Annotated in this window: 20 protein-coding genes and 2 tRNA genes; 5 read left to right on the top strand and 17 right to left on the bottom strand. The window is 64.9% G+C overall.

Features of this window, described 5'->3' with window-relative positions; all coding sequences use genetic code 11:
* The first annotated feature begins 101 nt into the window (after positions 1-101).
* Both J7548_RS17460 and J7548_RS17455 read left to right on the top strand, forming a co-directional pair.
* Positions 102-1652, top strand: a complete 1551-nt coding sequence (locus J7548_RS17460) for a DUF1800 domain-containing protein (protein ID WP_290976961.1) — start codon at positions 102-104, stop codon at positions 1650-1652.
* 23 nt (positions 1653-1675) lie between these two features.
* Positions 1676-2998: a DUF1501 domain-containing protein gene (locus J7548_RS17455; RefSeq protein ID WP_290976959.1), complete on the top strand. Its 1323-nt coding sequence runs from the start codon at positions 1676-1678 to the stop codon at positions 2996-2998.
* Positions 2999-3077: 79 nt separating this feature from the next.
* Here the strand turns inward: J7548_RS17455 and iscX are convergent, their stop codons facing one another.
* The 9 genes from iscX to iscR all read right to left on the bottom strand — a co-directional run bounded on the left by iscX (position 3078) and on the right by iscR (position 9444).
* Positions 3078-3272: a Fe-S cluster assembly protein IscX gene (gene iscX, locus J7548_RS17450; RefSeq protein WP_290976956.1), complete on the bottom strand. Its 195-nt coding sequence runs from the start codon at positions 3270-3272 to the stop codon at positions 3078-3080.
* 16 nt (positions 3273-3288) lie between these two features.
* Positions 3289-3627: an ISC system 2Fe-2S type ferredoxin gene (gene fdx, locus J7548_RS17445; protein WP_290976953.1), complete on the bottom strand. Its 339-nt coding sequence runs from the start codon at positions 3625-3627 to the stop codon at positions 3289-3291.
* A 32-nt stretch (positions 3628-3659) separates the two neighbouring features.
* Positions 3660-5525 (bottom strand): Fe-S protein assembly chaperone HscA, encoded by a 1866-nt coding sequence (gene hscA / locus J7548_RS17440; RefSeq protein ID WP_290976951.1) that lies wholly within the window; start codon positions 5523-5525, stop codon positions 3660-3662.
* Between the two features lie 29 nt (positions 5526-5554).
* The gene (locus tag J7548_RS17435; RefSeq protein ID WP_290976948.1) at positions 5555-6178 is read right to left on the bottom strand and encodes a LysE family translocator; all 624 of its coding nucleotides are present in this window, start codon (positions 6176-6178) and stop codon (positions 5555-5557) included.
* 8 nt (positions 6179-6186) lie between these two features.
* The gene (gene hscB, locus J7548_RS17430; protein ID WP_290976945.1) at positions 6187-6702 is read right to left on the bottom strand and encodes a Fe-S protein assembly co-chaperone HscB; all 516 of its coding nucleotides are present in this window, start codon (positions 6700-6702) and stop codon (positions 6187-6189) included.
* A 188-nt stretch (positions 6703-6890) separates the two neighbouring features.
* The gene (iscA, locus tag J7548_RS17425; protein ID WP_290976942.1) at positions 6891-7214 is read right to left on the bottom strand and encodes an iron-sulfur cluster assembly protein IscA; all 324 of its coding nucleotides are present in this window, start codon (positions 7212-7214) and stop codon (positions 6891-6893) included.
* A 47-nt stretch (positions 7215-7261) separates the two neighbouring features.
* Positions 7262-7663 carry a Fe-S cluster assembly scaffold IscU gene (gene iscU, locus J7548_RS17420; RefSeq protein WP_050466091.1) on the bottom strand — a complete coding sequence of 134 codons (402 nt, stop codon included), beginning with the start codon at positions 7661-7663 and terminating at the stop codon, positions 7262-7264.
* Between the two features lie 16 nt (positions 7664-7679).
* Positions 7680-8933: an IscS subfamily cysteine desulfurase gene (locus J7548_RS17415; protein WP_290976938.1), complete on the bottom strand. Its 1254-nt coding sequence runs from the start codon at positions 8931-8933 to the stop codon at positions 7680-7682.
* Between the two features lie 16 nt (positions 8934-8949).
* The gene (gene iscR, locus J7548_RS17410) at positions 8950-9444 is read right to left on the bottom strand and encodes a Fe-S cluster assembly transcriptional regulator IscR (RefSeq protein ID WP_290976936.1); all 495 of its coding nucleotides are present in this window, start codon (positions 9442-9444) and stop codon (positions 8950-8952) included.
* 272 nt (positions 9445-9716) lie between these two features.
* Between iscR and J7548_RS17405 the strand changes: the two genes are divergently transcribed.
* Positions 9717-10481: a FadR/GntR family transcriptional regulator gene (locus tag J7548_RS17405; RefSeq protein WP_290976933.1), complete on the top strand. Its 765-nt coding sequence runs from the start codon at positions 9717-9719 to the stop codon at positions 10479-10481.
* A gap of 160 nt (positions 10482-10641) precedes the next feature.
* Complete coding sequence (gene kdgD / locus J7548_RS17400) at positions 10642-11556, top strand: 5-dehydro-4-deoxyglucarate dehydratase (protein ID WP_290976931.1); 915 nt, start codon at positions 10642-10644, stop codon at positions 11554-11556.
* A gap of 113 nt (positions 11557-11669) precedes the next feature.
* On the opposite strand, the gene J7548_RS17395 is transcribed toward kdgD, so the two are convergent.
* The 3 genes from J7548_RS17395 to J7548_RS17385 all read right to left on the bottom strand — a co-directional run bounded on the left by J7548_RS17395 (position 11670) and on the right by J7548_RS17385 (position 16745).
* A complete protein-coding gene (locus J7548_RS17395; RefSeq protein WP_290976928.1) occupies positions 11670-13400 on the bottom strand; it encodes a methyl-accepting chemotaxis protein in 1731 nt (576 codons plus the stop codon).
* A 373-nt stretch (positions 13401-13773) separates the two neighbouring features.
* Positions 13774-15339 carry a galactarate dehydratase gene (gene garD, locus J7548_RS17390; RefSeq protein ID WP_290976926.1) on the bottom strand — a complete coding sequence of 522 codons (1566 nt, stop codon included), beginning with the start codon at positions 15337-15339 and terminating at the stop codon, positions 13774-13776.
* A gap of 62 nt (positions 15340-15401) precedes the next feature.
* Entirely contained in the window at positions 15402-16745 is a 1344-nt protein-coding gene (locus J7548_RS17385; RefSeq protein WP_290976923.1) for an MFS transporter, read from the bottom strand.
* A gap of 338 nt (positions 16746-17083) precedes the next feature.
* On the opposite strand from J7548_RS17385, the gene J7548_RS17380 reads away from it, so the two are divergent.
* Complete coding sequence (locus J7548_RS17380; RefSeq protein ID WP_290976921.1) at positions 17084-18148, top strand: permease; 1065 nt, start codon at positions 17084-17086, stop codon at positions 18146-18148.
* Here the strand turns inward: J7548_RS17380 and mnmH are convergent.
* The 5 genes from mnmH to J7548_RS17355 form a co-directional block, all read right to left on the bottom strand.
* Complete coding sequence (gene mnmH / locus J7548_RS17375) at positions 18145-19236, bottom strand: tRNA 2-selenouridine(34) synthase MnmH (protein ID WP_290976919.1); 1092 nt, start codon at positions 19234-19236, stop codon at positions 18145-18147. The genes J7548_RS17380 and mnmH overlap by 4 nt on opposite strands.
* Positions 19236-20270 carry a selenide, water dikinase SelD gene (selD, locus tag J7548_RS17370; RefSeq protein WP_290976916.1) on the bottom strand — a complete coding sequence of 345 codons (1035 nt, stop codon included), beginning with the start codon at positions 20268-20270 and terminating at the stop codon, positions 19236-19238. The genes mnmH and selD overlap by 1 nt, the downstream gene beginning before the upstream one ends.
* A 133-nt stretch (positions 20271-20403) precedes the next feature.
* Positions 20404-20479, bottom strand: a tRNA-Asn gene (locus tag J7548_RS17365).
* A 241-nt stretch (positions 20480-20720) separates the two neighbouring features.
* Positions 20721-20796, bottom strand: a tRNA-Asn gene (locus J7548_RS17360).
* A 99-nt stretch (positions 20797-20895) separates the two neighbouring features.
* Complete coding sequence (locus tag J7548_RS17355; protein ID WP_290976914.1) at positions 20896-22113, bottom strand: amino acid aminotransferase; 1218 nt, start codon at positions 22111-22113, stop codon at positions 20896-20898.
* Positions 22114-22131: the final 18 nt, after the last annotated feature.

The following is a 22131-nucleotide window of genomic DNA, read 5'->3' as shown; positions in this document are numbered from 1 at the left end:
CCGCACAGCGGCGTTATAGGACGTGTCCCCCCATCTCCCGGCCCGCCATCGTTGCGGGCCGGGACATTGTCGGCAGCCAACATCAACGTCGAGGCCCGTTCATGCGCCCGTTCCTGCGTCCGTCTTGCCAAGCGATTCCCCCGGCCACGCTGCCGGCTCTCCTGCGCCGGCAATGCCTGCTGCTCCTGCTCGCATGCTGCGCGGCATCGGCCGTCGGCGCCGACCTGTCGCCGCAGGAGCGTGCCCTGCATGTGCTGGACCGGTTGGCCTACGGCCCGCGCCCCGGCGACCTGGAGCAGGTCGAGAAAATGGGCGTCAAACGCTACATCGACCAGCAACTGCACCCCGAACGCATCCCCCTGCCGCCCGACCTGCAAACCCGCCTGGATGCGCTGCCGGGCCTGCAGATGACGCCGGCGCAATTGTTCGTCGACTACGGCCCGCCCTCGTTCGACAAGAATGCCTCGAATGAGGAAAAACAAGCCGCCCGCCAGCGCGCCGCGCGCGAGCTGACGCCGCAATTCCACCAGGCGCGGCTGCTGCAGGCCACCGAAAGCCCGCGCCAGCTGCAGGAAGTGATGACCGAATTCTGGGCCAACCACTTCAATGTCTTCGAAGGCAAGGAATGGGTGCGCTACTGGGTCGGCGACTATGAGAAGAACGCCATCCGCCCGTACGCGCTGGGCAATTTCCGCGACCTGCTGGGCGCGGTCGCCCACCATCCGGCGATGCTGTACTACATCGACAACTGGCTTTCCAGCGGCGCCGGCACGCCGGGCGCGCGCGGCCGCGTCAAGGGCCTCAACGAAAACTACGCGCGCGAACTGATGGAGCTGCATACGCTGGGCGTGGACGGCGGCTACCAGCAAGCCGACGTCGTCGCCCTGGCGCGCATCCTGTCGGGCTGGACCATCGACGTCAACGCCATGAAAGGCGGCGCCGCCCCCTTCTCCTTCGACGCCCGCCGCCACGATGCCGCGCCCAAGGTGTTCCTCGGCAGGCCGCTCGCCGGCGCCAGCGGCTACCAGGAGGGTGAAGCGGCGCTGGACATCCTGGCCAACCATCCGTCGACGGCGCGTTTCATCTGTACCCAGCTGGTCCAGTATTTCGTCGCCGATAAACCCGATCCGGCGCTGGTGCGGCAACTGTCGCAAAAATTCCTGGCCACCCGCGGCGACATCCGCGCGGTGCTGCAAACCTTGTTCGACAGCCCGCAGTTCTGGTCGCGCGCCAATTACCAAACGCAGTTCAAGACGCCCTACCAGTTCGTGGTCTCCGCGCTGCGCGCCACCGCCACGCCGGTGGTGAACGGCAAGGCGGTCAACGGCGCATTGGGCCAGTTCGGCATGCCGCTGTACGGCTGGCTCACGCCCGAGGGCTACAAGTACTCCCAGGAAGCCTGGCTCAATCCCGATGCGCTGCTGCGCCGGATCAACTTCGCCGGCGGCCTGGCCGGCGGCAAGTCGCCGATCGCCCGCGCCGAGGGCGCGCCGCCGCCGTCCAATGCCGACGCGCGCCCGGCCGATCCGCAGCAATTGCTGGCCACGCTGGGCCCGGCCATCACGCCGGACAACGCGGCCAGGATCGCCGGCGCGCCCGGCAACCTGCAGGCCGGCCTGATCCTGGGCAGCCCGGATTTCATGAAACGCTGAACACTCCCACGCCAAGGACCGACATGAACCGCCGCGACTTCATCCGCTATCTCGGCGCCGCAGGCAGCGGCGCCATCCTGGTGCCGGTCGGCTTGTCCGGCTGCGCCGTGGTGCCCACCGGCGACAAGACCATCCACCGGGCCGCCGCCGCTACCCCGGCCAAGCTGGCCTACGGCTCGCCCAGGCCGCGCGCGCATGCCGATGGCGACGGCGCGCCGCGCATGGTGGTGGTATTCCTGCGCGGCGCCGTCGACGGCCTGAACGTGGTGGTGCCGCACGGCGAGCCCGAGTACTACCGGGCGCGCCCGACCATTGCCGTGGCACGTCCCGGCCAGGCCAACGGCGCCATCGACCTGACCGGCTACTTCGGCCTGCATCCGGCGCTGCAGCCGCTGATGCCTTACTGGGAAAGCGGCCAGTTGGCCTTCGTCCACGCATCCGGCTCGCCGGACGCCTCGCGCTCGCATTTCGAAGCGCAGGACTACATGGAAACCGGCACCCCGGGCCAGCACAACACGCGCGACGGCTGGATGAACCGCCTGATGGGCTACCTGCCGCCGTCCGAATCGCCGTTGCAGGCGCTCTCCGTGGGCGACGCCACGCCGCGCATCCTGAGCGGCAGGAACGTCGTGGCCAACCTGCAGACCGGCCGCGCCGCCGCCCGCCCCGGCCTGATCGACCAGCCGCGCATGATCCAGGCCTTCACGCCGCTGTACGGCGGCGACGATCCGATCGCCAAGGCCTACCGCGACGGCATCGCCGCGCGCCGCGAACTGATGGCCGAAATCAACAGCGATGAACAGCAGATGGCCAACAACGGCGCGCCGCTGCCCAACGGCCTGTCGCTCGATACCGCGCGCCTGGGCCGCCTGATGCGCAAGGACCCGCGCATCCGCCTGTCGTTCCTGGCGGTGGGCGGCTGGGACACGCACACCAACCAGGGCAACGGCGCCGGCCAGTTGGCCGGACGGCTGGGACCGCTGGCCACCGGGCTGGCGACGCTGGCGCGCGAACTGGGGCCGGCCTTCAACGACACGGTGATCGTGGCGGTCTCGGAATTCGGCCGCACCTTCCGCGAGAACGGCAACGGCGGCACCGACCACGGCCACGGCAACGCCATGTGGCTGCTGGGCGGCAACCTGCGCGGCGGCAGGATCTACGGGCAATGGCCGGGCTTGAACCAGGCGGCCCTGAACGAAGGGCGGGACCTGGCGATCACTACCGATTTCCGCGCGGTGCTGTCCTCGGTGGCGGAACGGCATATGCGCATCAGGGACCAGGAGCTGGAAAAGATCTTCCCGCAATATGCGGCCGGCGGGCATGGGGTGCCGGATTTGTTCATTTGACTATCGACGGGCGTGCTCCAAAAGAAAAATGCCGTTCAGCATCTCACTGAACGGCATTTTTTCTGCAAGCTGTCGAAGCTTACTCAGCCTCTTCGATCCACGCGGCCTGGATCGCCTCCAGGATGCGCTCGCCCACGTGCTTGGGATCGTCATCGAAACCGTCGAGCTCCATCACCCAGCGGTACAGGTCGGTGAAGCGGATGGTCTTGGGGTCGATGTCCGGAAACTTGTCATACAGCTCCTCGGCGATCTGCTGGGTGTCTATCCATTTCATGTTCGGTTCCCCCGGATCAATGGTTTTCGGAAGCGTGGTTGATCGTGTACTTGGGGATTTCGACGGTCAGGTCGTCCTCGCCCAGCACCACCTGGCACGACAGGCGCGAATTGGCTTCCAGGCCCCAGGCCATGTCCAGCAAGTCTTCTTCCTTGTCTGAAGGATCATTGAGGGTATCGAAGCCTTCGCGGATCACCACGTGGCAAGTGGTACAGGCGCAGGATTTTTCGCAGGCGTGCTCGATCTCGATGTCGCTGTCGAGCAGCGCATCGCACAGGGTCTTGCCGGCCGGCGCGTCGATCACCGAGCCTTCGGGGCACAGGACCGGATGGGGGAGGATGACGATCTGAGGCATAGGATGACTTTCAGCTGTTCAATTCAGTTTGATTACGACACTTCGTCGAGTTTCTTGCCGGCCAGCGCGGCATGCACGCTGCGGTCCATGCGGCGCGCCGCGAATTCTTCGGTGCCGCGCGCCAGCGCATCCACCGCGGCCTTGATGGCGAGGTGGTCGCTGCCTTGGGCGGCGGCGGTCACGGCCGCCAGCTGCTGCTCAATGGCGGCGCGCTCTTGCGCGCTCAGCAGCGCGCTGTCGGCCGCCAGTGCGGATTGCGTGGCCAGCACGATGCGCTCGGCCTCGACCTGCTCTTCGCGCAAGGCGCGGCGCTGCATGTCTTCGTCGGCCGAGCTGAAGGATTCCTGCAGCATGCGCGCGATCTCGTCGTCGGCCAGGCCGTAGGACGGCTTGACGCTGATCGAGGCTTCCACACCCGAGGTGACTTCGCGCGCCGACACCGCCAGCAGGCCGTCGGCATCGACCTGGTAGGTCACGCGGATGCGCGCCGCACCGGCCGCCATCGACGGGATGCCGCGCAGCTCGAAGCGCGCCAGCGAACGGCAGTCGGCCACCAATTCGCGCTCGCCCTGCACCACGTGGATCGCCATCGCGGTCTGGCCATCCTTGAAGGTGGTGAATTCCTGCGCGCGGGCGCAAGGGATGGTGGAGTTGCGCGGGATGACCTTCTCGGCCAGGCCGCCCATGGTTTCGATGCCCAGCGACAACGGGATCACGTCCAGCAGCAGCCAGTCGTCGCCCGGGGCGCGGTTGCCGGCCAGCAGGTTGGCCTGCACGGCCGCGCCCAGCGCCACCACCTTGTCGGGGTCGATGTTGGACAGCGGATTGGTCTTGAAGAACTCGCCCACCGCGCGGCGGATGGTCGGCATGCGGGTGGCGCCGCCGACCAGCACCACGCCGTCGACGTCTTCCACGGTCAGGCCGGCGTCGCGCAGGGCCTTGCGCACCGGCGTGATGGTCTTGGCCACCAGGTGCTGGGTCATGGCCGCGAATTGGTCGGCGGTGATCGACAGGTGCACCTGCTCGCCCGATTTCAGCGCCGCATCGATCTGCACTTCCGCCTTGGTCGACAGCAGTTCCTTGACTTCGCGCGCCTTGACCATCAGCAAGCGCGTGTCTTCATCCGACAACGGCTGCAGTTGCGCTTCCTGGCTGATCCAGCAGAACAGGCGGTGGTCGAAGTCGTCGCCGCCCAGGGCCGAGTCGCCGCCGGTGGCCAGCACTTCGAACACGCCGCGGGTCAGCTTGAGGATGGAAATGTCGAAGGTGCCGCCACCCAGGTCGTAGACCGCGAAGATGCCTTCGGAATTGTTGTCGAGACCGTAGGCGATGGCCGCGGCGGTCGGCTCGTTCAACAGGCGCAGCACGTTGATGCCGGCCAGTTGCGCGGCATCCTTGGTGGCCTGGCGCTGGGCGTCGTCGAAGTAGGCCGGCACGGTGATGACGGCGCCGACCAGGTCGTCGCCGAGCGCGTCTTCGGCGGTCTGGCGCAATGTCGCCAGGATCTGCGCCGAGACTTCCACCGGGCTCTTCACGCCGGCCACGGTCTTCAGTTGCACCATGCCCGGCGCATCCTGGAAGTCGTACGGCAGGTTCTCGGCGTGGGCGATGTCCTTCAGGCCACGGCCCATGAAACGCTTGACCGAGACGATGGTGTTGCGCGGGTCGGTAGTCTGCGCGGCTTGCGCCTTGTAGCCGATGTTGGCGTGGCCGTTGGGCAGGTAGCGCACCACCGAAGGCAGCAGCACGCGGCCCTCGTCGTCGGCCAGCACCTCAGGAATGCTGTTGCGCACGGTAGCCACCAGCGAATTGGTGGTGCCGAGGTCGATGCCCACCGCCAGGCGCCGCTGGTGCGGCGCGGTGGACATGCCCGGTTCGGAAATCTGGAGTAAGGCCATAAGAATTAGATCGGTTCGTTATTCACGCATTATTCGGGAAGGGCCATCCGGATGCCGAGGCCGATGAAAGCGCAGCCTGCAAGGCGGTTCAGATGGACGGAAGCGGATGCGCGGCGGCGGAAGTACGCGCCGACCGCGCCGGAAAACAGCGCGATGGCGCTGAAGATGATGAAGGCCTGGACGATGAACACCAGCGCCAGCAGCAGCATCTGCAGCGGCACACGGCCGGCTTCGGGATGTACGAACTGCGGCAGGAAGGCGATGAAGAACAACGTGACCTTGGGATTGAGCATATTGGCCAGCACGCTTTGCCAGTAGATGCGCTTGAGCGGCACGCCGGGCGCGCCCTCATCCTGAGCCAGCGAAATGCCGGCCGCGGCCGAACGCAGCGTGCGGTAGCCGAGGTAGGCCAGGTAGGCCGCGCCCGCGTATTGCAGCGCGTGGTAGGCCGGCGGGTAGGCCTTGATCACGGCGGCGAAACCCAGCACCGCCAGCAAGGTATGGAACACCAGTCCGGATGAAAAACCGGCGGCGGCCACCAGGCCGGCCTTCCTGCCCTGCGCGATGCCGCGCGTGAGCACATAGATATTGTCCGGCCCAGGCGCCAGGGTCAGCGTCATCGCGGCCAGCAGGAACAGGAAGATGTCGGGCATGTCGTCGCCTATCCTTCGACCAGCGCGAACGCGTCGCCGATCTCGCCGCCGAACTTGTCGAGGAACATCAGCTGGCGCACCAGCTGCGCCGCCTGGACGTAGTCGCCGGCGTCCAGCAGCTTTTCGATGCGCGCCACCTCGGCCTTCTTCTCGGCCTGCAGCTCGCTGTTCAACTGCTCCAGCGCGTCGATGTCCTTGCCGGCCTTGGCATCGTCCAGCGTCTCGCGCCATTCCATCTGCTGCATCAGGAAGGCAGGCGCCATCGCGGTGTTGGATTCGGTCTGCAGGTCCACGCCGTTCAGCTCGCACAGGTAGCGCGCGCGGCGCAGCGGGCTTTTCAGGGTCTGGTAAGCCTCGTTGGCGCGGGTGGCCCATTGCATCGCCACGCGCTTCTCGGCGTCGCTGGCGTGCGCGAACTTGTCGGGATGGGCCTGGCCCTGCACCCGGTGGTACGCCTGCTCCAGCGCCTTCATGTCGATGGCGAAGCGTTGCTGCAACTGGAACAGGTCGAAATGGTTTTGCATGGCTGAAAAATAAAAAGCCTGTCGGACTGCAACAGGCTTGGCACATCGATACCATTGGAACGCTGGAACCGCCGCATCGTCGGCCGGACGATGGCAGCGCTGTCACAGGTTCGGCTAAGCACTGGCCGCGGGCGATGCGCCGCGGCGGAACAAGCGGGGACGGCCAACCGCGCCGTCGCCGCATCACATCAGATGCGGAAGCTCTCGCCGCAGCCGCACTCGTCCTTGACGTTGGGATTCTGGAACTTGAACCCTTCATTCAATCCTTCGCGCGCGAAGTCCAGTTCGGTGCCGTCGATGTAAGGCAGGCTCTTGGGATCGACGAAGACGCGGATGCCGTGCGATTCGAACACGGTATCCTCGGCGACCTGCTCATCCACATATTCCAGCTTGTACGCCAGGCCGGAACAGCCGGTGGTGCGCACGCCCAGGCGCAGGCCGATGCCCTTGCCGCGGCGCTCCATGTACCGGCTGATGTGTTTTGCTGCCTTCTCTGTCAATGTGATTGCCATGATGCCTGCCTTGCTGCTGTCAAATGATGCTGCGAACCCGATCGAGATCAGGCCGCGGCCTTCTGCTCGGCGCCGTGCTTGGCCTTGTAGTCCTGCACGGCGGCCTTGATCGCGTCTTCCGCCAGGATCGAGCAGTGGATCTTCACCGGCGGCAGCGCCAGTTCTTCGGCGATCTGGGTGTTCTTGATCGACAGCGCCTGGTCCAGCGTCTTGCCCTTGACCCATTCGGTCACCAGCGACGACGAAGCGATCGCCGAGCCGCAGCCGTAGGTCTTGAACTTGGCGTCCTGGATCACGCCGTCGGCGCCCACCTTGATCTGCAGCTTCATCACGTCGCCGCAGGCCGGCGCGCCGACCATGCCGGTGCCGACGGTCTCGTCGCCCTTTTCAAAGGCGCCGACGTTGCGCGGGTTCTCGTAGTGGTCGAGTACTTTTTCCGAATAAGACATGTTGTGCTCCTTGAATTTAGTGTGCCGCCCACTGGATCGTGGAAAGGTCGATGCCGTCCTTGTACATGTCCCACAGCGGGGACAGTTCGCGCAGCTTGCCGACCTTGCTCTTGATCAGGTTGACGGTGAAGTCGATATCTTCCTCGGTCGTGAAACGGCCGATGGTGAAACGGATGGAACTGTGCGCCAGCTCGTCGCTGCGGCCCAGCGCGCGCAGCACGTAGGACGGCTCCAGGCTGGCCGAGGTGCAGGCCGAGCCGGACGACACGGCGATGTCCTTGATCGCCATGATCAGCGATTCGCCCTCGACGTAGTTGAAGCTCACGTTCAGGTTGTGCGGCACGCGGTGTTCCATGTCGCCGTTGACGTAGGTTTCCTCGATTTCCTGCAGGCCCTTGGCCAGGCGGTCGCGCAGCGCGCGGATGCGTTGCAGTTCCTCATCCATCTCTTCGCAGGCCAGGCGGAAGGCTTCGCCCATGCCGACGATCTGGTGCGTGGCCAGCGTGCCCGAGCGCAGGCCGCGCTCATGGCCGCCGCCGTGGATCTGCGCCTCGATGCGCACGCGCGGCTTGCGGCGCACGTACAGCGCGCCGATGCCCTTGGGGCCGTAGGTCTTGTGGGCCGAGAAGCTCATCAGGTCGACCTTCCAGTTTTCCAGGTCGATCTTGACCTTGCCGGTGGCCTGGGCGGCGTCGCAATGGAAGATGATGTTCTTGGAACGGCAGAATTCGCCGATTTCCGGGATCGGCTGGATCACGCCGATTTCATTGTTGACCAGCATCACCGACACCAGGATCGTATCCTCGCGCACGGCGGCGGCGATCTGCTCGACCGTCACCAGACCGTTGTCCTGCGGCTGCAGGTAGGTCGCCTCGAAGCCCTGGCGCTCCAGTTCGCGGAAGGTGTCCAGCACCGCCTTGTGCTCGGTCTTGACGGTGATGATGTGCTTGCCGCGGGTCTTGTAGAACTGCGCCGCGCCCTTGATCGCCAGGTTGTTGCTTTCGGTGGCGCCGGAGGTCCAGATGATTTCGCGCGGGTCGGCATTGACCAGCTTGGCCACTTCCTCACGCGCCTCTTCCACCGCCTTTTCCGCCGACCAGCCGTACATGTGGCTGCGCGAGGCCGGATTGCCGAACTGCTCGCGCAGGTAGGGAATCATCTTGTCGGCCACGCGCGGATCGACCGGGGTGGTCGCCGAGTAGTCCATGTAGATCGGGAAGTGCGGAGCCTTGATGGTCTCCAGCAAGCTTTTTTCCAGCGGTGCGTTCATAAGTAAAAACTCCAAATCAGGCTACGGCTTGCGGGCGGTGCATGACCACCACGCTTGGCTTGTCGGCGGCGCGATGCTCCGCCATCTTGTGTTCCTTCTGCTGGTCGACCAGGTCCTGCAAGGACACCGAGTCCAGGTACTCCACCATCTTCTCGGTCAGGGTCGACCACAAATCGTGCGTCATACAGCGCGGGCCGCCCGGATGGGTGGCGCTGTGGCAGTTTTCCTTGCCGCCGCACTGCGTCGCGTCCAGCGGCTCGTCCACCGCGATGATGATGTCGGCCACCGACACCTCGGCCGCCTTGCGGGCGAGGTTGTAGCCGCCGCCGGGGCCGCGCACGGATTCCACGATATTGTGGCGGCGCAGCTTGCCGAACAGTTGCTCCAGATATGATAAGGAAATTTCCTGCCGCTCGCTGATCGCGGACAGCGTGACCGGGCCGTTGCCCTGGCGCAAGGCCAGGTCAATCATCGCGGTCACGGCAAAACGGCCTTTGGTGGTTAGTCGCATGAAATTCCTGCTCCAGAAACAATTGAATCCCGGTTCCCTGAATTCCCGAATATTTGAGTCAAGTATATCAAACCCGAGTAATCCTGTCAGGTACTAATTGCTGCCGGGCAGGCGCTTTCCAGGGGCGGCAACAGCCCTGCCTAGGAATGTCCGCCAAGTCCCAGCTTCCGGCAGGCTTTTTCCCGTCATCGGCCGTTAACGGTCTGGTAAGATGTCGCAACTCTTTTCTCATCCGGCGTTCGCGCCGGCGGCATTTCAACAACGGTAACGTCATGGAAGCAAGCGACACCCCCAACCCGCCGCTGCGCCCGCGCCGCAAGCCCCAGAGCCTGTCGCAGGAAGTGGTCGCCGCGCTCTCGCAGATGATCGACAGCGGCAGCCTCAAGCCGGGCGACAAGCTGCCCACCGAATCCGAGATCATGCAAAGCCAGGGGGTCTCCCGCACCGTGGTGCGCGAGGCCATCTCGCGCCTGCAGGCCGCCGGCGCGGTCGAGACCCGGCACGGCATCGGCACCTTCGTGCTGGAGCCGAAAAAGGGTTCCAACATCAATATCGATCCGGCCACCATCACCACCATGCGCGACCTGCTGGCCTTGCTGGAACTGCGCATTAGCCTGGAAACCGAAACCGCCGGCCTGGCCGCGGCGCGCCGCACCGATGAGCAGTTGCGCGAGATCCGCGAAGCGCTGGACGCCTTCCGCGCCAACCAGTTGTCCGGCGGCGACACGGTCGGCCCCGACTTCCGCTTCCACTTCGCCATCGCCAACGCCACCGGCAACCGCTACTTCATCGAGATCATCAGCCACCTCGGCATGGGCGTGATCCCGCGCAAGCGCATCAATACCGCCGAGCTGGCGCACGACCAGCAGGCCAGCTACCTCGACCGGGTGCAGCGCGAGCACGAAGACATCTATGAAGCGATCGCCCGCGGCGACGCCGAAGCGGCCCGGGCCGCCATGCGCAACCACCTGACCAACAGCCGCGAACGCCTGCGCCGCGCCCAGATGGAAGCCGAATCCGGCGCCTCTGCCGCCTGACCGCCCTCTCTTCCTTCCCGCAACACCCGACAGCCGGCACCTAAAAAATGCTGGCTTTCTTAAAATTCATGTTGTACGATGACTGATATCCTATTTGGATACGTAAGCAAAACAAGAATACGCAAGCATCCCATCCAATTCTTAACGGCGTAGCGAAACCATGTACACACCCCAAGACCTGAAAACGATCCTCTCCTCCGGCCTGCTGTCGTTCCCGCTGACCGACTTCGACGAGCAAGGCGACTTCCGCCCGAAGACCTACATCGAGCGCCTGGAATGGCTGGCCCCGTACGGCGCTAGCGCCCTGTTCGCCGCCGGCGGCACCGGGGAATTCTTCTCGCTGGTGCCGGGCGAGTACTCCGACATCATCCGCACCGCCGTCGATACCTGCCGCGGCAAGGTGCCCATCATCGCCGGAGCCGGCGGCTCCACCCGCGCCGCCATCGCCTATGCGCAGGAAGCCGAGCGCCTGGGCGCGCACGGCATCCTGCTGATGCCGCACTACCTGACCGAGGCCAGCCAGGACGGCATCGCCGCCCACGTCGAGGCGGTCTGCAAGTCGGTCAAGTTCGGCGTCATCATCTATAACCGCGCCGTCTGCAAGCTCAACGCCGACACCCTGCAAAAGCTGGCCGACCGCTGCCCCAACCTGATCGGCTTCAAGGACGGCATCGGCGAGATCGAGCCGATGGTGCACATCCGCCGCAAGCTGGGCGACCGCTTCACCTACCTGGGCGGCCTGCCGACCGCGGAAGTCTATGCCGCGGCCTACAAGGCGCTGGGCGTGCCTGTGTACTCCTCGGCCGTGTTCAACTTCATCCCCAAGACCGCCGTGCAGTTCTACCAGGCAATCGCCAAGGACGACCACGCCACCGTCGGCCGCCTGATCGACGAGTTCTTCCTGCCCTACTTGGCGATCCGCAACCGCAAGGCCGGCTACGCCGTCTCCATCGTCAAGGCCGGCGCCCGCATCGCAGGCCACGATGCCGGTCCGGTGCGTACGCCGCTGACCGACTGCACGCCGGAAGAACACGAAGAACTGGCCGCGCTGATCAAGAAGCTGGGACCGCAGTAACGCCTGTCTCCGCCGCCCCGGGCAAACCGGGTGGCGGAAACGCAGGAACGAAAAAAAACCTTCGCCAAGGCGAAGGTTTTTTCATGCTTGCCGGTCGCGCAACCGGCGCCGGATCAGAACTCTTCCCAATCCTGGCTCTCATCCTTGGCGCGGCTGCTGCCGGCGGCGGGTTTCGGCGCCGGCGGCGTAGCCAACTTGGGCGCGCTGGCGGGCGCCGCGGCCGGCTTCGGTGCCGGTGGTGCTGCCGGCGCCCGCTTGGGGGCCACCGGCAGTGGCTTGGCCGCCTGCGCATGCGCCTCGATCTTGAAGATGCTCACCGCCCCGACCAGGTTGGTCGCCTGCGACTGCAGCGATTGCGCGGCGGCGGCGGCCTGTTCGACCAGCGCGGCGTTCTGCTGGGTCACCTCGTCCATCTGCGCGATAGCCTGGTTGACCTGCTCGATGCCGGTGCTCTGCTCGCGGCTGGCTTCGGCGATCTCGCCGACGATGTCGGTCACGCGCTGCACGCTGTCGACCACGTCGCTCATGGTCATGCCGGCCTGCTCCACCAGTTGGCTGCCGGCTTCCACCTTGGCTACCGAGTTGTCGATCAGGCCCTTGATCTCCTTGGCCGCCGCCGCCGAACGCTGCGCCAGCGAGCGCACTTCCGACGCCACCACCGCGAAGCCGCGGCCCTGTTCGCCGGCGCGCGCGGCTTCCACCGCCGCGTTCAACGCCAGGATGTTGGTCTGGAAGGCGATGCCGTCGATCACGCTGATGATGTCCACGATCTTGCGCGAGGATTCGTTGATGGCCTGCATCGTGTCGACCACCTGGGATACCACTTCGCCGCCGCGGCTGGCGGTGGAAGAAGCCGAGTGCGCCAACTGGTTGGCCTGCATGGCGTTCTCGGCGTTCTGGCGCACGGTGCCGGTCAGTTGCTCCATCGAGGCGGCGGTCTGCTCCAGCGAACTGGCTTGCTGCTCGGTGCGCGAAGACAGGTCCAGGTTGCCGGCCGCGATCTCCTTGGCGCTGGTATCGATGCTTTCCGAACTGCCGCGCACCCGCGAAACGGTATTGAGCAGGCTCTGCTGCATGCTGCGGATGGCATTGAACAGGCGGCCGATCTCATTGCTGCTGCCCACCTCGACCTTGGCGGTCAGGTCGCCGTTGGCCACCTGGTCCAGCACGGCGACCGCGCGATTCAAGGGCGTCAGCACGATATTGCGCAGCATGAAATGCACCGCCAGCACCAGCAGTATCGCCCCGGCCAAGCCTGCCGCCACCAGCCACACCACCATCCGGTATTCATGCTCGCGCTGGCTGGCCGTGTTGCCGTTGAGCTCCATCGCCAGTTTCTGGTACTTGTCCAAGGCCACCGACATCCGGGAACCCGCTCCGCGGATCTTCTTTTCGTTCAGTTCGGCATAGGCGGCCGCATTGTCCGCCCTGAGCAGGTCATCGGCCTGCTTGAGCAAATCGGACAAGGCCTTGCCCGACTCGACCAGTTCGGTCTTGATGGCCGGATCCTGGCCCGGCAGGTCAGGCAGCGCGGCGAATTCGTCGAGCTCCTTCAAACCGCGTTCATAAGTCGTCTTGGCGCTCTTGAAAGTCGCCTCTTTGATAGCGGCTTCATTCTGTTCCTTCAGATTGGCATAGATGCTCGCATGCGCGGAACGGGTGCGCGTCGTGTCCTTGTAGACATCGTTGATGAGCACGGCGCGCACCGTGAGCTGATGGACGAATTCCGTATCCTGGTTGGCCCGTCCCAAGGCAAAAACGCCGACGCCGGCGCCGACCACGATCATGCATGAAAACAGCGCCAGCGCGCCCATCAAGCTGAAGCGAACCGTTAAATTCCGCATTCCCTCTCCTCTTTTCACTTAGTTTTTGCAATCAATACGCCAAGAACGTCGTACTGGAAGATACCGCAACAGCCCTTGCCCCAATATCCCGGTAAATCGGCAAAAACGGCCTTGTTTCCCCATTAGGCCCGCCATGCCCCATTGCAGGCGGGCTTTCCCGTACCTATTTTGCAACGCAAACCCGCGCCCGCATCTGCTCTGGATCAAATGCAAGCAAATCCCGGGGCGGATGCGGTTACGTCGGATAGCGTCGGTTCAGGGCAAATCGATGATTTCGACTCCGCCAGCGGGAAACCGCAGGAGGGTCTTGTCCTGGTTGGCCTGGCTGGCGGCGGATGCAAAAAAGGATCCGCGAACGGATCCTTGCGGGCGATCAGGTCACCGGCGCCGGGTTGAACAGGGTCAGCGCATTGTGCAGCTTCCAGTGTTCGGCCCAGGTCTTCTTGCCGCTGGCCACGTCCAGCATCAGCCGGAACAGCTCCCAGCCGACGTCTTCGATCGTGGCCTCGCCGCTGGCGATGCGGCCGGCGTTGACGTCCATCAGGTCGTGCCAGCGGCGCGCCAGGTCGTTGCGGGTGGCGACCTTGATCACCGGCGCCGCGGCCAGGCCGTAAGGCGTGCCGCGGCCGGTGGTGAAGATGTGCAGGTTCATGCCGGCGGCCAGCTGCAGCGTGCCGCAGATGAAGTCGGAAGCCGGCGTGGCGGCGTAGATCAGGCCCTTTTGCCTGAGCTTGTCGCCCGGCGCCAGCACGCCGGAGATCGGGCTGCTGCCCGACTTGACGATCGAACCCATCGCTTTTTCGACGATGTTGGCCAGCCCGCCCTTCTTGTTGCCGGGGGTGGTGTTGGCGCTGCGGTCGACGCCGCCTTGCTTCAGGTAATTGTCGTACCAGTCCATCTCCCGGATCATGGCCTGCGCCACTTCCTCGTTGACCGCGCGCGAGGTCAGCTGGTCGATGCCGTCGCGCACTTCGGTCACTTCCGAGAACATCACCGACGCGCCGGCGCGCACCAGCAGGTCGGTGGCGAAGCCTACGGCCGGATTGGCGGTCACGCCCGAGAAGGCGTCACTGCCGCCGCACTGCACGCCGACCACCAGGTCGGAGGCCGGGCAGGTCTCGCGGCGACGCTTGTCCAGTTCGGCCAGGCGCGCCTCGGCCATGCGCATGATCGAATCGATCATCGAATTGAAACCGACGTGTTCCGCATCCTGCAGGCAGACCACGTAGGGCTCGCCTTCCTTGTGGATCGGGATCATGTTTTCCGGCAGCAGGCGGTTGGGCTGCAGCTTTTCGCAGCCCAGACTGACCACCATGGCTTGGCCGCCGAAATTGGGGTTCAGGCTGATATTGCGCAGCGTGCGGATCGGGATGCCGGCATTGGGCGCGTCGATGGCCACGCCGCATCCGTAGGTGTGCTCCAGCGCCACCACGTCTTCCACGTTCGGATACCTGGGCAGCAGCTCGGCGCGGATGCGCTTGACCGCATGCTCGACCACGCCGGCCACGCATTGCACGGTGGTGGTGATGGCCAGCAGGTTGCGCGTGCCGACCGAGCCGTCGGCGTTGCGGTAGCCCTCGAAGGTATAGCCTTCCAGCGGCGGCAGCGGCGCCGGCTTTTTGGTGGCGATCGGCAGGTTGTCCAGCTCGCGCGCCGGCGGCATCTGTACCAGCGATTCCTCGATCCAGCTGCCCTTGGGGATGTCGCGCACGGCGTAACCGATGGCCACGTCGTAGCGCACGATGGCTTCGCCCTGCTTCAGGTCGCGCAGCGCGATCTTGTGGCCTTGCGGCACGCGGTCGACCAGGGTCAGGCCGTCGGGGAACACGGTGCCGGCCGGCAAGCCGCCGTCGTTGACGACGATGGCGACGTTGTCCGTGTCGTTCATCATGATGTAGCGCGGGCTGGCTGCGGCGCTGGAGGTGGTATCGATGCTCATGCTGTTTTCCATTGAAACGAAAACGGCGACCCGTCTTTCGAGGGGCCGCCGATAACTGCGGATCAGGCGTCTTTCAATTCAACGCGCTTGATTTCCTTGACGATGACGAGATAACTGATCACGGTGATCAAGGCATTGATGCCGACGAACACCAGGGCGCCGGCGAAGGAACCGGTCTCCTTGACGATGTAGCCGATCACGATCGGGGTGGTGATGCCGGCGACGTTGCCGAACATGTTGAACAGGCCGCCCGACAGGCCGACGATCTGCTTGGGCGCGGTGTCGGCCACCACGGCCCAGCCCAGCGCGCCCACGCCCTTGCCGAAGAAGGCCAGCGCCATGATGCCCACCACCATCCACTGTGCCTCCACGTAGTTGCACAGGATCATGGTCATCGACAGCAGCATGCCGCCGACGATGGGGATCTTGCGCGCCCAGGTCACCGAGAAGCCGCGCTTGATCAGGCGGTCCGAGATGATGCCGCCGACCACGCCGCCGATGAAGCCGCACACCGCCGGGATCGAGGCCACGAAGCCGGCCTTGAGGATCGACATGCCGCGCTCCTGCACCAGGTACACCGGGAACCAGGTCAGGAAGAAATAGGTGATCACGTTGATGCAGTACTGGCCGATGTACACGCCCAGCAGCATGCGGTTCGACAGCAATTGCTTGATGTAGCCCTTACCCTTGGCCGAGGACGCCGCCGGCTTCCGGGTATCCATGTCGACCAGGCCGCCGCCCTGCTCGATATGTTCCAGCTCGGCCGGGTTGATCATCGGATGATCCTTGGGGCTGTAGATGATCCTGCCCCAGATCATCGCCAGCAGCAGGCCGAAGATGCCCATCACAGTGAACACATGGTGCCAGCTGAACGCGTGGACAATCCACGCCATCAGCGGCGTGAACAGCACCGCCGCGAAATACTGCGCCGAGTTGAAGATGGCCGAGGCGGTGCCGCGCTCATTGGTCGGGAACCAGGCGGCGACGATGCGGCCGTTGGCCGGAAAGGACGGAGACTCCGCCAGCCCCACCATGAAGCGCAGCAGGAACAGCGCCACCACCGCGGCGGCGGTACCCATCCAGGTCACGCCGGCCTGCAGGACGGTAAACACCGACCACAGGGCGATGCTCCACATATAGATCTTCTTGGAACCGAAGCGGTCCAGCAGCCAGCCGCCCGGCAATTGCGCCAGCACGTAAGCCCAGCTGAAGGCGGAGAAAATGTAGCCCATGGTGACCGGGTCCAGGCTCAGCTCGCTCTTCATCGCCGAACCGGCGATCGACAGCGTGGCGCGGTCGGCATAATTGACCGTGGTCACGATGAACAGCATGAACAGAATCAGATAACGGACATGGCTGGCCTTGACCGCTCCTGCGGCAGCCGCCGTGATATTGCTTTGCGCCACTTTTTTCTCCAGATCTCGTTCGCCTTCAAGAGGATTCGGTGGTCCCGGCCGCACATTTCGCCCTTCTGTCCTCCCGGCCTTTCGCACCGAACGAGGCCGGAAAACCGGGAAAACGAGCCAGGATGGGCAGGCGTCTCTTTTTAGCGTTTTGTTTTTAATGAAAGAATATTAATTGTCGTAAGACATCGTACAACAATGAGGGCGAGTATATCAGGAGTCCCAACTTTCGCAATAGGCTTTGTGAAGCCACGCCGCAAGGCCAGTCCCCAAGCCGGATAGCGCCAAGCTGCGGTATCATGCGCGCATTCTTCCAATCCCCCGCCAAACCGCAACATACGATGAACAGTTCCCCTTCCCTGCAGCCGCCCGCCGCGCGCGGCGCCTCTTCCTGGCTCAAACCCGCCCTGTTCCTGCTGGTGGCGGTCATCGGCTTGTACTACGTCAAGTGGTCGCCCTATTACCTCAAGTCCTTCGTCGCCGCCGACAAGCACAGCATCGGCGCCTCGATCCTGGCCGACACGCCGGATTCGCCCTGGGCCGCCGCGCTGGCCTATGCCCAGGTCTATTTCCTGGCGATCTGGAAGGCGGCCGTATTGGGCGTGCTGCTGGGTTCGCTGGTGCAGGTGCTGATCCCGCGCGACTGGCTGCTGCGCATGTTCGGCCGCGCCGGCCTGGGCTCGACCATCCGCGGCGGCCTGTTCGCGCTGCCGGGCATGATGTGCAGCTGCTGCGCCGCGCCGGTGGTGGCCGGCATGCGCCGCCAGCAAGTGTCGGTGGGCGCCGCGCTGGCGTTCTGGATCGCCAATCCGGTGCTGAACCCGGCCACGCTGGTGTTCATGGGCTTCGTGCTGGGCTGGAATTTCGCCGCGCTGCGTTTGGTCGCCGGCGTGCTGCTGGTGGTGGGCGTGTCGCTGGTCGCGCAGCGCGTCTCGCAACCGGAAGCCTTGCCGCAAGCGGCGCTGGAAGCGGTCGCCGAAGCGGAAGAAGCGCCCGGACAGCGCGGCTTCCTGGCGCGCTGGGCGCAGAAGCTGTGGCAACTGTTCTGGAGCACCATGCCGGTCTACATCCTCGCCGTACTGGCGCTGGGCGCGGCGCGCGTGTGGCTGTTCCCGCAGGTGGACGCGGCGATGGGCAACAGCCTGCTGTGGATCGTGGCGCTGGCCGTGATCGGCACGCTGTTCGTGATCCCGACCGCCGCCGAAATCCCCATCGTGCAATCGATGCTGACGCTGGGCCTGGGCGTCGGCCCGGCGGTGGCGCTGCTGCTGACGCTGCCCAGCATCAGCCTCCCCTCGCTGCTGATGCTGCGCAAGTCGTTCACGCCCAAGGTATTGGTGACGGTGGCGCTGCTGACCATGCTGGTCGGCGTGGTCAGCGGCCTGGTGGCAATCGTCGTTCTCTAAGGACGGTACCGGCGCAGGAAATCCACCACTTCGGACTGGTTTCCTGCGAACAGCAGGCGGGAGCGCTTGGACTCCCGCTGATAGTCGTACATCGGATCGTAGTACTCGCTCAGCAGGCTTGCGATCCAGGCGCGGTGCAGGTCGACCTCGCCCTCCTTCTCCTGGCGCGCAAGCGCGTCTTCCATCATCTGGTTCAAGCGCCGGTAGCGCTCGTCGCCCAGGCGCCTGGATAGCTTGCCCAACGCCGCCAGCAGATGCTCGCGGTAGCGCGCAAAACCGTTCTCCGCATCCAGCGCCATGTATTCGGCGCACAGCCCGCTGACGTAGTCGCGCAGGATGCGCTCGATGCGTCCCTCGCGGCTGTCTTCCAGCCACACCATGGGAAATTTCTGCATGCTCTGGTGCAGCGACAACGGCAAGGCGCAAGTGCCGATCAGGCGGCTCTCGTCCTCCAGCGCGAACCAGGCATGGCCGCGCGCCTGCTGCTTGATCAGCGCAATCGCCAGGCGGTGTTCGAAGTCGATCGGCGACGGCTGCGCGGTGGCATGCTTGCCGAAGCTGGAACCGCGGTGGTTGGCATAGGCTTCCAGATCCAGCGCGTTGTCCAGCAAGGCCAGCACGTCGGTCTTGCCCGTGCCGGTCATGCCGCCCACCACCACGAAGCCGGCCTGCGCCACCGCCTGTTCCACCGCCTCCATCAGGAAATGGCGCATCGCCTTGTAGCCGCCGGCAATGCGCGGATAGTCGATGCCGGCCTCGGACTTGAGCCATTGCTGGGTGATCCCGGAACGCAAGCCGCCGCGGAAGCAATACAGGCAACCGTCCGGGTTGGCGCGCGCGAAATCGGCCCAGGCCCGGATGCGCGCCTCCTTCACGGCGCCGCTGACCAGTTCATGGCCCAGCTTGATGGCGGCATCCTGCCCCTGCTCCTTGTAGCGGATGCCCACCGCGTGGCGTTCGTCGTCGTTCATCAGCGGCAGGTTGACCGCCGTCGGGAACGCGCCTTTGACGAACTCGACGGGCGCCCGCGCGTCCAGCATCGGCGTGTCGCCGATGAACAGGGCGCGGCTGGGCTGGATATCCGCCATCAGACGACCTCGACCGCGTAACGCTGTCGCTCCACCAGTTCGCCGATCGGCGCCAGTTCCAAGCCCAACGCAGCGGCGGCCGCCAGGAATTCGGGATTGCCGTCCGGCTTCACCGCCACCAGCAAGCCGCCGCTGGTTTGCGGGTCGCACAGCAGGTTCTTCTGCGCTTCGCTCAGGGGGCTGATCTTGGCACCGTAGCTGTCGTAATTGCGGCCGGTGCCGCCCGGCACGCAGCCTTCGGCCAGGTAGTGCTCCACGCCGGGCAGGCTCGGCACGAGGGCATGCTGGATGCGGGCCGACAAGCCGCTGCCCTCGCACATCTCGACCAGGTGGCCCATCAGGCCGAAGCCGGTGACGTCGGTCATCGCCGCCACGCCGGCCAGCTTGCCGAAGCGGCTGCCGGGCTTGTTCAGCACGCACATCCAGTCGCGCGCCGCGCCGACATCCTCGGGACGCAGCTTGCCCTTCTTCTCGGCGGTAGTCAGGATGCCGATGCCCAGCGGCTTGGTAAGGTACAGCAGGCAGCCGGCGCTGGCGGTGTCGTTGCGCTTCATGTGGCGCTTCTCGACCACGCCGGTCACGGCCAGGCCGAAGATCGGTTCGGGCGCGTCGATCGAATGGCCGCCCGCCAGCGGGATACCGGCGGCATCGCAGGCCGCGCGGCCGCCGCGCACCACTTCGCGCGCCACTTCCGGCGCCAGCACGTTGACCGGCCAGCCGAGGATGGCGATCGCCATCAGCGGGTCGCCACCCATGGCGTAGATGTCGCTGATGGCATTGGTGGCGGCGATGCGCCCGAAGTCGAACGGATCGTCGACGATGGGCATGAAGAAATCGGTGGTGGAGACCACGCCGCGCTCATCGTCCAGCGCGTACACGGCCGCGTCGTCGCGCGAGGCATTGCCGACCCACAGCTTGGGGTCGAGGTGCTGCGCGCCGCTGCCGGCGAGAATGACTTCCAGTACCTGCGGCGAGATCTTGCAGCCGCATCCGGCGCCATGGCTGTACTGGGTCAGGCGGATCGGTTCGCTCATCGGGATATCCTGGCAAATCAAGGGAAGCCGATTCTAGCAGCGTTTGCGGCGAACGACAGATTAAGCGGCCCGCCGCTCATCGGCCCCGGAAACGAAAAAGCCCCGCAAGAAACTTGCGAGGCTTTGGAATGCTTGGCTCCCCGACCTGGACTCGAACCAGGGACCTGCGGATTAACAGTCCGTCGCTCTACCGACTGAGCTATCAGGGAATTGCCGAGGGCGCGATTATGAACGAATTTTTCTTTGGCCGCCAGAGTGCGCGGAAGAAATTTTTTACATCATTCAGTATCGCCGTTGCGCTTCTCATCCCATGCGCAAACTGAACTCTTTAAACTCTTTATTCAGCCCCGTCGATTGCCGTCGCGTCTGCATCGAGATGCACTGCCGACGACCACCAACCGGGTTCAATGAAAAGGCCCCGCAATTTCTTGCAGGGCCTTTCGTATTCTTTGGCTCCCCGACCTGGACTCGAACCAGGGACCTGCGGATTAACAGTCCGTCGCTCTACCGACTGAGCTATCAGGGAACAGCTGAGAAAAAGATTATGACCTGAATTTTTGATTCTGTCAAAAACTTTTTCACACAAGCCGTTTTCCCGGGGACGGGAAAACGGCCCGCGGAAGTATTACAGCACCTTGGCGATGGCGTCGACCACCACGTCGATGTTCTTGCTGTTCAGCGCGGCCACGCAGATGCGGCCGGTGTCGACGGCGTAGATCGAGAACTCGTTGCGCAGGCGGTCCACTTGCGCCTTGGTCAGGCCCGAGTAGGAGAACATGCCGCGCTGCTTGATGACGAAGTCGAAGTCGTGGCCGGGAGCCTTTTCCTTCAGCTTGGCGACCAGCAGCTGGCGCATTTCGCGGATGCGCACGCGCATCTCGGCCAGTTCGTCTTCCCACAGCTTGCGCAGTTCGGGCGATGCCAGCGCGGTCGCCACGACCTGGCCGCCATGGATCGGCGGGTTGGAGTAGTTGGTGCGCACCACGCGCTTCAGTTGCGACAGCACGCGGGCAGCTTCTTCGGCGCTGGCGGCAGCGATCGACAGCGCGCCGACGCGCTCGCCGTACAGCGAGAACGACTTCGAGAACGAGTTGGAGACGAACAGCGGGCCGCCGGCGTCGGCGAAGCGGCGCACCACCTTGCCGTCTTCTTCGATGCCGTCGCCAAAGCCCTGGTAGGCCATGTCCAGGAACGGCACCAGGCCGCGCGAGGTCACGACTTCGATGACTTGGGTCCACTGGTCGGCGGTCAGGTCGGCGCCGGTCGGGTTGTGGCAGCAGGCGTGCAGCAGCACGACCGAGCCGGCCTTCATGGTCTTCAACGCATCCAGCATGCCGGCGAAGTTCACGCCGCGGGTGGCCGCGTCATAGTAGGGATAGGCGTTGACCTTGAAACCGGCCATTTCGAACAGCGCGCGGTGGTTTTCCCAGCTCGGGTCGCTGATCCAGACTTCGGTGCCGGCCGGCGAGAAGTGCTTCAGGAAGTCGGCGCCCAGCTTCAGCGCGCCAGTGCCGCCCACGGCTTGCACGGTGATCGCGCGCTTTTCCTCGATCACGGCGCTGCCGGCGCCGAACACCAGTTCCTGCACGGCGCGGTCATAGGTCGCCAGGCCGTCGATCGGCAGGTAGGTGCGCGGGGCCAGCTTGGCGATCAGTTCCGCTTCCGCTTTCTTCACGCATTCCAGCAGCGGCACCTTGCCGTTGTCGTCGTAGTAGACGCCCACGCCCAGGTTGGTCTTGGCTGGGTTCTTGTCGGCGTTGTAGGCTTCGGTGACGCCCAGGATGGGGTCGCGCGGCGCCATTTCGATGGCGGAAAACAGGGAGGCGGAGACAGGTGCGTTCATCGTGATAACATGAAAAGT

The organism is Herbaspirillum sp. (assembly GCF_017744395.1).
Lineage (GTDB): Bacteria > Pseudomonadota > Gammaproteobacteria > Burkholderiales > Burkholderiaceae_D > Herbaspirillum.
Note: the sequence above shows the minus strand (reverse complement) of the source record. Positions and strands in the feature narration are given on the sequence as shown.

Bases quoted from the DNA above. Each gene is read 5' to 3' on its own strand.
- J7548_RS17460 (WP_290976961.1), top strand. From the start codon at position 102: ATGCGCCCGTTCCTGCGTCCGTCTTGCCAAGCGATTCCCCCGGCCACG.
- J7548_RS17455 (WP_290976959.1), top strand. From the start codon at position 1,676: ATGAACCGCCGCGACTTCATCCGCTATCTCGGCGCCGCAGGCAGCGGC.
- iscX (WP_290976956.1), bottom strand. From the start codon at position 3,272: ATGAAATGGATAGACACCCAGCAGATCGCCGAGGAGCTGTATGACAAG.
- fdx (WP_290976953.1), bottom strand. From the start codon at position 3,627: ATGCCTCAGATCGTCATCCTCCCCCATCCGGTCCTGTGCCCCGAAGGC.
- hscA (WP_290976951.1), bottom strand. From the start codon at position 5,525: ATGGCCTTACTCCAGATTTCCGAACCGGGCATGTCCACCGCGCCGCAC.
- J7548_RS17435 (WP_290976948.1), bottom strand. From the start codon at position 6,178: ATGCCCGACATCTTCCTGTTCCTGCTGGCCGCGATGACGCTGACCCTG.
- hscB (WP_290976945.1), bottom strand. From the start codon at position 6,702: ATGCAAAACCATTTCGACCTGTTCCAGTTGCAGCAACGCTTCGCCATC.
- iscA (WP_290976942.1), bottom strand. From the start codon at position 7,214: ATGGCAATCACATTGACAGAGAAGGCAGCAAAACACATCAGCCGGTAC.
- iscU (WP_050466091.1), bottom strand. From the start codon at position 7,663: ATGTCTTATTCGGAAAAAGTACTCGACCACTACGAGAACCCGCGCAAC.
- J7548_RS17415 (WP_290976938.1), bottom strand. From the start codon at position 8,933: ATGAACGCACCGCTGGAAAAAAGCTTGCTGGAGACCATCAAGGCTCCG.
- iscR (WP_290976936.1), bottom strand. From the start codon at position 9,444: ATGCGACTAACCACCAAAGGCCGTTTTGCCGTGACCGCGATGATTGAC.
- J7548_RS17405 (WP_290976933.1), top strand. From the start codon at position 9,717: ATGGAAGCAAGCGACACCCCCAACCCGCCGCTGCGCCCGCGCCGCAAG.
- kdgD (WP_290976931.1), top strand. From the start codon at position 10,642: ATGTACACACCCCAAGACCTGAAAACGATCCTCTCCTCCGGCCTGCTG.
- J7548_RS17395 (WP_290976928.1), bottom strand. From the start codon at position 13,400: ATGCGGAATTTAACGGTTCGCTTCAGCTTGATGGGCGCGCTGGCGCTG.
- garD (WP_290976926.1), bottom strand. From the start codon at position 15,339: ATGAGCATCGATACCACCTCCAGCGCCGCAGCCAGCCCGCGCTACATC.
- J7548_RS17380 (WP_290976921.1), top strand. From the start codon at position 17,084: ATGAACAGTTCCCCTTCCCTGCAGCCGCCCGCCGCGCGCGGCGCCTCT.
- mnmH (WP_290976919.1), bottom strand. From the start codon at position 19,236: ATGGCGGATATCCAGCCCAGCCGCGCCCTGTTCATCGGCGACACGCCG.
- selD (WP_290976916.1), bottom strand. From the start codon at position 20,270: ATGAGCGAACCGATCCGCCTGACCCAGTACAGCCATGGCGCCGGATGC.
- J7548_RS17355 (WP_290976914.1), bottom strand. From the start codon at position 22,113: ATGAACGCACCTGTCTCCGCCTCCCTGTTTTCCGCCATCGAAATGGCG.